1 protein-coding gene is annotated in these 987 nt (G+C 66.2%); it reads right to left on the reverse strand.

Annotation, left to right across the window (positions count from 1 at the left end; translation table 11 throughout):
- Positions 1-25: 25 nt before the first annotated feature.
- On the reverse strand, positions 26-919 hold the full coding sequence (locus tag DLJ47_RS11550) for an IS982 family transposase (protein WP_109900039.1): 894 nt from the start codon (positions 917-919) through the stop codon (positions 26-28).
- Positions 920-987 lie beyond the last annotated feature (68 nt).

Raw genomic sequence — 987 nt, forward strand, 5'->3', positions numbered from 1 at the left:
CTAGACGAGTAGTTCCGAATCCCGGTCAGTGGTCGTAGGCGATCAGTGACCGGGTGACGGGTGCGCCGGTCTTGTTGTTGTGCCAGATGGCGGCAGCCATGGCCAGGAGACGCTGGGCCACCCGCACGGCAACGCCGGTGAAGGTCCGTCCGCCGTGTTCTTCCAGGTCGAGCTGGCCTTTGAGGGTGTCGTTGACCGACTCGATCAACTGTCGGACCTTCTTGAGCATCGGCTCGCCGTAGCGGGCCTTCTCTCGCTTACGTGACGGGCGGAGCAGTTCGATGCCCTGCTCGGCCAGGTCCCGCTCGAACGCCCGGGACGCGAAGCCCTTGTCGGTGATCAGCAGGATGCCCGGATGCTCAGCGACCACCCCGGCCTCGACCTCCAGCATCGCGGCCAGGACCTCGCGTTCGCCGATCTTCGGGTTGGCCAGGGCCCACAGGATCGGCATCCCGGTCGGGGTGCACACCAGGTACAGCCGCAGCCCCCAGAAGAACCGGGAGTGTGAGGCGCAGTAGCCGTAGCCGGCCCAGCCGGCCAGGTCCGAGCGTTGCACGGTGGGCCGGGACATGCCGCACGGGACCGGGGTGGAGTCGACGATCCAGTGATTGTCGAACCAGAAGTCACTATCGCGGGCCAGATCCCGGATCACCTTCTTGACCAGCGGCAGCGCCGCGCGTAGCCGCTTGTTGTAGCCCGGCCGCTGCGGCAGGTACGGGAACATGCCGGCCAGGTGGACACGGGCGTAGCGGATCCAGTGCGCCTCCGAGCGGGCACCGAGCAAGACCTGCGCCACCGCCAGGCAGACCAACTCGGAGTCGGTGAGCAGCGGTGGCCGGCCTCGCCACCGGGGCGTGCGGATGGTGTCGTCGATCTTCACGTACAGTGCGGTCAAGAGGGTGTCCAGGTCTTGCGTCACAACATGATCCTGGATGCCCTCTCTTCATACCCAGACATCGACCCCTGACATCGGAACTACTCGTCTAG

Source organism: Micromonospora sp. S4605 (genome assembly GCF_003176715.1).
GTDB classification, from domain to species: Bacteria; Actinomycetota; Actinomycetes; order Mycobacteriales; family Micromonosporaceae; genus Micromonospora; species Micromonospora echinaurantiaca.